Source organism: Ilyomonas limi (assembly GCF_005233845.1).
Classification (GTDB): Bacteria; Bacteroidota; Bacteroidia; order Chitinophagales; family Chitinophagaceae; genus Ilyomonas; species Ilyomonas limi.
In genome coordinates, this window is record NZ_SZQL01000042.1 from 1 (window position 1) to 8,560 (window position 8,560).

At 41.8% G+C, this 8,560-nt stretch carries 5 protein-coding genes and 1 pseudogene; 3 read left to right on the forward strand and 3 right to left on the reverse strand.

All coding sequences use genetic code 11. The features are described from left to right. Window positions 1-190: 190 nt before the first annotated feature. Window positions 191-435 (forward strand): annotated as a pseudogene (tnpA, locus tag FC093_RS23175) (IS200/IS605 family transposase); the annotation flags it as partial. Window positions 436-467: 32 nt separating this feature from the next. Continuing rightward, on the forward strand, window positions 468-1,487 hold the full coding sequence (locus tag FC093_RS23180; protein ID WP_137264206.1) for a class I SAM-dependent methyltransferase: 1,020 nt from the start codon (window positions 468-470) through the stop codon (window positions 1,485-1,487). A gap of 234 nt (window positions 1,488-1,721) precedes the next feature. Here the strand turns inward: FC093_RS23180 and FC093_RS23185 are convergent, their stop codons facing one another. The 3 genes from FC093_RS23185 to FC093_RS23195 all read right to left on the reverse strand — a co-directional run bounded on the left by FC093_RS23185 (window position 1,722) and on the right by FC093_RS23195 (window position 4,748). Then, a complete protein-coding gene (locus tag FC093_RS23185; protein ID WP_137264207.1) occupies window positions 1,722-2,912 on the reverse strand; it encodes a DUF5009 domain-containing protein in 1,191 nt (396 codons plus the stop codon). A gap of 223 nt (window positions 2,913-3,135) precedes the next feature. Then, window positions 3,136-4,200 (reverse strand): sialidase family protein, encoded by a 1,065-nt coding sequence (locus FC093_RS23190; protein ID WP_137264208.1) that lies wholly within the window; start codon window positions 4,198-4,200, stop codon window positions 3,136-3,138. 185 nt (window positions 4,201-4,385) lie between these two features. Then, the gene (locus FC093_RS23195) at window positions 4,386-4,748 is read right to left on the reverse strand and encodes a cupredoxin domain-containing protein (RefSeq protein WP_170971206.1); all 363 of its coding nucleotides are present in this window, start codon (window positions 4,746-4,748) and stop codon (window positions 4,386-4,388) included. A 273-nt stretch (window positions 4,749-5,021) separates the two neighbouring features. Between FC093_RS23195 and FC093_RS24315 the strand changes: the two genes are divergently transcribed. Continuing rightward, the gene (locus tag FC093_RS24315; protein ID WP_240743428.1) at window positions 5,022-8,351 is read left to right on the forward strand and encodes a DUF2723 domain-containing protein; all 3,330 of its coding nucleotides are present in this window, start codon (window positions 5,022-5,024) and stop codon (window positions 8,349-8,351) included. Window positions 8,352-8,560: the final 209 nt, after the last annotated feature.

An 8,560-nucleotide genomic window follows, 5' to 3' on the forward strand; every position in this document is an offset into this window, starting at 1 on the left:
AGATGAAAATACCATTCAGCACTATGTCAAAGCGCAGGGAGCCGAAAAAGAATATAAAAGGATTCACCAACAGCAGCTAAGGCTGTTTTGATACCTCGTCAGCTTGCTGCGAGGTAGTTCATTCTCCTGGAGTTAGTTCCGCGAGGCTCTGCTTCGCTTTTAACATTATCTTTATGGGGTATGTGAATATATCTATAAGAGTCATAATGTATCAGTTTTATTGTACCATTATATATGTCCTGAAAGTATGGTCGGGTTGTATTTTCAAAAGCGGTTGATAAAAGTTTAAAAAAAGTAAGCCTTGAGATTTCAAAACGATATGAGATAGCATTCCTTGAGATAGGAACAGATAAAGATTATGTCCACTTTTTGATCCAAAGTGTTCCTGCCATGAGCCTAATGCAAATCATCCGGACTGTCAAAAGTATCACAGCGTATTATAGCAGAAAGCTTATATTGTCACCGATATGTTTAAGCAGTATATATTTACTTTTTCTGCAACGTTGCAATCCATCCCCATAACTGATTTTCATATAGAATCGTATCCTGCCCAATATCTTCAACTGCTTATTTCCCAACGTATTTACTATCTGCATATCTATGCGCAGGTGCTGCAAAAAATTGTTCAATATTCCATCAAGCCAAAAGAAGAAATGGTACTGCTTGATTATGGTGCGGGCAATGGACTGCTGGGTATGTTTGCAAAGCATTGCGGTTTTAAAACAGTCTATAGCGTTGATATAAATACAAGCTTTGTGTACGCTGCTCAATTTTTAAACAGGCAACTAAAAAATCCGGTAGATGCGATACTCACCGGCGATTGGGATACGATAGTCCATTTTTGTAAAACTCATCCTATTCCTGATGCGGTTGCCGGCACCGATGTAATTGAACATATTTATGATGTAGGTAACTTTTTGAAAAATATCAAAGCCTTGAATGCAACAATGATCACAGTGTTTACTACTGCTTCCGTTACGGCTAATCCTTTTAAAACCTACACTATCAAAAAGCTACAACAGCAGGACGAATACAAATGGAGTAACCCGCAGCATACAAGCAGCGATAACCCGTATGCAGGCTTACCATTTTTAGAAGTAAGAAAGCGCATCATACAAGAACATTTTAATTTGCCTGAACACCAGGTAACAACACTTGCAAGTGTTACCAGAGGGATGAATACGGCGGATATTTTGCAGGCTGCAACTACGTTTATACATACCAAACAATTACCAACAGTTATCAACCATCCCACCAATACCTGCGACCCCGTTACCGGCAGCTGGACAGAGCAATTATTAACTATAGAAGAATACCAGGTTTTATATAAAAATGCAGGTTTTAATCTCACGGTGTATAACGGGGTGTACAACGAATGGCAGCAAGGATTAAAATCACTGTTATTAAAAATATTAAACAGGTATATCCTATTTACAAGCCGTTTTGGGCGATGGCTGAGTGCTTATATTGTGCTGGTGGGAAAGTAATTGGATGTATTGCTATGCAAGTTTCAAATAAGTTACGTTATAAAAAACTACAAATCTTAAGCAGGAAGCGTATATTATGCTATATAATTGAAAATGGTATTAGCGTATTTTTATGTGTTACAAAATTGTACTTGAAGCAAAACAAAAGACTAAACGTTAGCAATATTGACATACTAATCAATGCGCTTTGCTGTTCGTTATAAAAAGTCTTACAAATGCCAATTCAGGCACTTTTTATACTTTTATCCTGATACTCTTTTTCTCCAGCCAGCCGGCAATCCAGATAACAATAAACGCAGTAGCAAACGAGCGGATAAATCCGCCAATACCTTCATTTAAAAAAGGCATAAAATGGAAGTGAAACAATTCATAAAAAGAATACAGGATATAGGGAATAAGATAACAGGTGAGTGTGCTGGTGCCCGCAGGGCGAATGGCTTTGTACCAGTTAGTTTGTTCTTTAATGTCAACAATGTAAATCATAAGTGCAAATACCAAAATGGCTATACCTGTGCAAATGCCTACCCACGATGGGGTATCGTGTATTTTAGAAATGCCATCAAGTGGACGTGTGCCAAAGCCGATGATGATATTAAACACACCAAATGCAATAAGTAGCGACCAGAAAAGTGCATCTCTGTTTTTGCCAGCCACGGTTGAATATAATACACTCACGGCAACACCCGCCATTGTAAAAGCAGGCATAGAGCCGCTGCCCACAATCCATACAAAGCGGTGTACAGGCTGTAGCCAGTTGAGCAGGTGCGCATGGGTAGCTACGCTGAATAAAAAGAAAAGCGCCCATGCAATAAACTGGATCGCCAGCTTACCTTTTGAAAATAAATAAATGCTTGCACAAATAATGTATGACCAGCCTATCAAACCCAATATGCCATACCACTGCGGCTGCATGGGCACCAACACCCCAGTTGCACTTTCGCCTTTATACAAAATAGCCATAATCGCCAGCAGTACGATACCGGCAGCCTGCAACAGGTAACGCGTATTTCTTTTCACTTTTTCAGGATAATCGAGCCAAATAAGAAAAAAACCTATTGTAATAAGTATTTCCCAAACAGGTTTTGGCAGGAAAGCAGCACTGCTGTAGTTTTCTAAATTTACATGAAAAAAGCCCATTACCAGCAAGGCTAAAGAACGCTCGAGAATATATATAAATACGCGACTGGTACTTTGCCGGCGATGGAGCCTGCTCCTGATGGCAAACGGAATAGACAAGCCTACGATTACTAAAAATGCGGGAAAAATTATATCGGCGAAGCCAAGTGCATCTTCATTGGCAGGTGCGTGTTTTATCCACTCGGGCACACCGGTTACACCATCAAAATCGTTTACAAAAATCATCAGCAGCATAGTAACGGCACGAAACACATCAATAGACAAAAGGCGGCGTTGCAGTTGTTTCATAATACTTCTTAGTGGTTGCTAAAGGCTGACTGAAATTAATCAATACCAGATTCCTTATTATTTTTTACAACAAAAAACCTGAAGATATAAGGATATAGAATCGCAGCATTTAATTGAAGTAATAGTTTTGCCAGTGCTTTAAGGAAGGACTTCTGAATAACGCAGCTATTGGAAATCCAGGTTTTACAGGTTGTTACTTCAATATAAAACCTCACTGTTGTGTTTATTTCGTTTCGGCAATTCTCAAATGAACAAATTTAATGTTAGCCCGGTTGTAAGTGTAAGTAACGTAGAGGTTGCCCGAAGTATCGGCGATAATAGCCGGATAACTGAATTCGCCCTTTTGCTCATGCTCAAAAGAGTAAATATCCTGCCAGTGCTCCCCATCTGTAGAAATGGCCAGCTTTAATACAGAGCGGCCTTCCCACCAGTCTTGACCCGCTCGAAGCGGATTATATACCAATACCTGCAATTGATTGTTTACAGTAACCGCATCGATACCGGAGTTAGGATTAGGTAATGCCGTTTTGGTCAACCGGCTCCAGGTATGCCCGTTGTCATCAGACCAGCCTTGAACAATTACATTTTGCTTACTCCTGGCTAATAGTTGCAATTTATTGTGCGGATAAGTAAGCAATGTAGGCTGAATAACCTGGAAAGTATCGCAATCAATGTTTATCTTTTGCCACTGCTGCAGCTTCTCATCCGATTGCTCTATGTGGATAGTCCACCACTGCTCATCTCTGCTTTCTACACTGGAGGGATATAAAATATGACCATCTAACAATTGCAGCGGCTTATCCTTAATAGGTCCTAAAAAGCCGTCTGGTAAAGGCTTTGCGGCAGACCAGGTATTACCATCATCTGTAGAAAGTTTATACATCGCCCACCATTCCCGCGGGTTTGGCCCTACTTTGTAATGCAGGTATAAAGTACCGTCTTTTGCTTTAAATAACACCGGGTTCCAGCAGGCAAATTGTTTTCCATCCGGTTGTATGCCATCTGCTGTTTTTATTGGTGTTGTCCAGCCGCTGTCTTTTTTTACAGCTGTCCAGATGCTTACATCAGGGCTGCCTTCTTCTTCCCCGCCAAACCACGCTGCCATCAATGTACCGTTGGATAACTGCACTATTGTGGAAGCATGGCAGGACTTAAAAGGGACCGTATCGAAAATTAACCCCTTTTCTACCAATAACACCTTTGCTGGTTGGGCAAATGCAGGCATAGGCAAGAGAAAAACAGCTATTAATTTAACGATTAATTTTTGAAATGGCTTTATCTTATTCATCAATGTATTACACTTAAAAAGATTATAGTAACCGGAGCTCAAAATAGATTAGTTCTCCGGAGTTTTACTGTTTTTTTTATGAAAGCGTAATAATTGCTCCACGTTAGTTGTGCTTACTGATGCTGCTCGTGTACGATGTGCGCCGAACCCATGGGCAGAAAATGCGAAATGCTGTTCAGCCAAATTTATTTTACTACCACAGAGCCGGTCATACCGCTATGAAAGCTGCAGTGATAAGCAAAAGTGCCAGTACTACCAAAAGTATAGGAATACGTATCACCTTTATTTAAATCGCCGCTGTCAAAACTACCATCGTCTGCTGTAACTGTATGCGTCATATTATCGTTGTTAGTCCATGTAACTTTGGTGCCTTTGTTTATGGTAATGGTGGCAGCAGCAAAACTCATATTGGCTATTTTTACATCATTACTGTTGCTGTTGCCGGGAGGCGGCGTATTGCTGCCATAAGAACTACTACTTTTACTACAGGACAAAAACAGCACCATGGTACAGGCTATCATAATGCTTTTAAAAATACCGCTTTTCATATTCATTTGTTTTTAATGAATACGTGTATGTACAAAAAGGGTTGCGGCTGTTATCTATTTTCAAGAGATAATTTTACTTTATTATAATTGTATATCTCTGCAATCTCTTTCACGATTTTATAATGCTTTCCAATTAGTATATGGCTTTACTGTAAACTTTATTGCTCCTGTTTTTATTCCTTTTTATAAATCTATTCTTAAAATAAACCGCCTAAATAAGAGTTTACCCAGTTTACGTTATGTTTGCCACTCTTAAAAAAACGACACACTTTTATGAACTTCAAACGGGTGAATAACATTACCGGCTGGGTAGTATGCCTGATAGCCTGTACGGTATATATTTTAACCTCCGAAGCTGGTGGCAGCTTGTGGGACTGCGGCGAATTTGTAAGTAGCTGTTTTAAAGTACAAATTCCACATCCGCCGGGCGCGCCACTTTTTGTACTGATCGGACGGTTTTTTATCATCCTGTTTGGCGACAACCCAATGACGGCAGCCAAAGCAGTAAATATTATGAGCGCCCTGGCAAGTGGTTTTACCATTCTGTTTCTCTTTTGGACCATCACGCACTTTGCGCGCCGTATCGTGCATAAAAATACCGAAGTGCCGCTTACCGGCACGCAAATCTGGGGCATTATGGCGGCAGGCGTAGTAGGCGCTTTGTGCTATACGTTCTCCGACTCGTTTTGGTACAGCGCGGTAGAAGGTGAGGTGTATGCCCTGTCTTCTTTCTTTACGGCGCTTGTATTTTGGGCAATATTAAAGTGGGAGCACGAAGCCGATCAGCCACATGCCGACCGTTGGATTGTGTTTATCTTTTTTATGATGGGCTTGTCTATTGGCGTTCACCTGTTGGGTTTGCTTACTATCCCGGCAATTGTTGCAGTGTATTATTTCCGCAAACGCCCGGCGTTTAACTATCCGGTTATCCGTAAATACTTTATTTGGGTAGTGGCGATTGGCGGCGTGCTGGCATTTTTTGGCGCTATGCTGGCTAACCGTGGCGACCAGAATGTACTCAACGATATGCTGCCGCAACTGCAAAATGCCTTTGGCGATGATGTACAGATAAAAGACTCTACGTTATCCGGTTTAATGCTTCTGGGAACGCTTGCCGTTATTGGATTGCTGTACCTGATAGAAGCTTTAAACAAGGATAAAAAAGAATACTACGGCGGTGCATATATCTTTACGGTAATCGGTTTTATCATTACCGGTATTGTACAGGTAGTTATTATTCAGCTTTCTATTAAAGTAGCCGGTCATTTCGATATTTTCTTTGTCAACTCAATGGGGCTGCCTTTCTTCTCCGGGTTTACTATTTTCTTTATACTCGTTGCTGTGGGTATCTGGCTGGGATTGCGCTATGCTGCCAAAAAGCATTGGGGCTTTCTTCGCCTTGGATTGTGGTGCACTGCATTTATGTTCCTTGGTTATAGCTCTTATCTTACTACCATGATTCGCAGCAGTGCCAACCCGGCTGTGGATATGTTTAACGTAGACAATCCTATGAGTCTGGTAGGTTACTTAGGTCGCGACCAGTATGGCGATTGGCCAATACTGTACGGACAAAAATTTACAGCGCAGCCGGTGCAGTACCGCGAAACAAGCATGCGCTACCAAAAAAGCACCACCGGAAAGGATAAATATATAGAAACCGGCAAAGACGTAAAACCGGTTTATTTGCCGCAGGATAAGATGGTGTTTCCGCGTATGTGGGATGCCAGCAACGACCAGGGGCATGCCGATTATTATGCCTCTTTTATGGGTGCCAGCAAACTGCAGGATGGCACTTACAGCCGCACACCCGATTTTGGTGATAATTTAAAATTCTTTATCTCATATCAGAATTACTTTATGTACCTCCGCTATTTCCTGTGGAACTTTAGCGGCAAGCAGAACGATATAGAAGGTACATACGCCGGTAATAAACGCGATGGCAACTGGATAACGGGAATCAATTTTATAGATAGCATGATTTACGGCAACCAATCGCTCCTGCCGGATAGTATCAAGAACAGCAAAGGTCACAATACCTTGTTTGCCTTACCATTAATATTAGGCTTGATTGGCTTGTTCTACCATTTCAAGCGGCGCGGCGATGATGCGTTTGTAACACTTTTACTATTTTTTCTAACCGGCTTTGCTATTATTATTTACCTCAACCAGCCAGGCAACCAGCCACGCGAGCGTGACTATGCGTATGTCGGCTCTTTTTATGCCTTTGCTATTTGGGTGGGTATTGGGGTGTTGCAAATAATAGAATGGTTAAGTAAAAAAATGAACCAACGCACTGCTACCATCCTTGCCTTTGCAGTGTGCATGCTGGCAGTGCCGGTGCTGATGGCGCAGCAGGAGTGGGACGACCACGACCGCAGCCGTAAAGAGCTGGCGCGGGATATTGCAAAAGACTACCTGGAGAGCTGTGCACCCAATGCTATACTGTTTACTTTTGGCGATAATGATACTTATCCGTTGTGGTACGCGCAGGAGGTAGAAGGTATTCGTCCCGACATTCGGGTGATTAACACCAGCTTGCTGGGAATTGACTGGTACATCAACCAATTGCGGTATAAAGTAAACCAGAGCGCCCCGATTGATGTGATCTGGACGCCGCAGCAGATTGAAGGTAAGAACAGGGATATTGCTATTTATAAACAAGCTGCCGGCTACGATGCCAATCAGTATTATAACCTCTACGATGTAATGAAAAACTATGTAGGTAATGATGCCAATGTAGAAGAGCGCGGCTACAATATTTTTCCTACACACAAAGTATTTGTACCGGTAGATGTAAATACGGTTAAAAGTAATGGTACTGTAAACCCAACCGATACTGTGGTAAGCCAGTTACAGTTTGAAATACAGAAGGGAGCTATTTACAAAGGCGATCTGGCGATGCTGAATATTATTGCCGCCAACAATTGGCAGCGTCCTATTTACTTCACCATGCCTTATGACGACTTAGGCTTTGGTAATTACATCCGCCGCGACGGACTCAGTTACCGGCTGGTGCCGGTGGTCAATTCACCTATCAATACCGATTGGATGTTTAATGTAGTAATGAATAAATTTGGCTACGGCAACGCCAATATCTTCAATGTGTATTTTGATGAAGAAAACCGTCGTCATTTAAATATTATCCGCGATGCCGATACGCAGCTGGCACTTGATCTCGTGGATAAAAACCGTAAGGAAGATGCCCGCAAAGTGCTGGAAAGAACAGATAAAATGATGCTCAGCAGCAATTTTCCATACGGTATGGTATCGCGCAATAATATGCACAATTATTACTCCCTGATGTTCCTGAAAGCTTGTTATCTGGCAGAAGATCCGAAACTGGCGGCTAAGGTGAATAAGGATTTGAAGACCGATTTGCAGCAGCAGATTAAATATTATAATGCATTAACCGGTATTGATGCAGAAAATATGGAGCGCGACCTGCAGGCATCGCAAATGCTGCTACAACAGTTGGAGCAGATGGAACAGCAGTTTGGTGGCAATAAAAACCCTGCTATTCCCGAAGGCGGCGCACTAAACCTGCAGGATACGCAGGTAATGCCCCAGCCTACAGATACACCAACTCATAAAATGGTGAAATAGAATAGCGTGCTTGTGTTTATAAAATCGCCCGGTGGTTATATGCCGGGCGATTTTTTTATTTTATGGCTGTTTAAGGTTTAAAAAGGAATGAACTACCTCGCAGCAAGCTGACGAGGTATCAAAACAGCCTTAGCTGCTGTTGGTGAATCCTTTTATATTCTTTTTCGGCTCCCTGCGCTTTGACATAGTGCTGAATGGTATTTTCATCT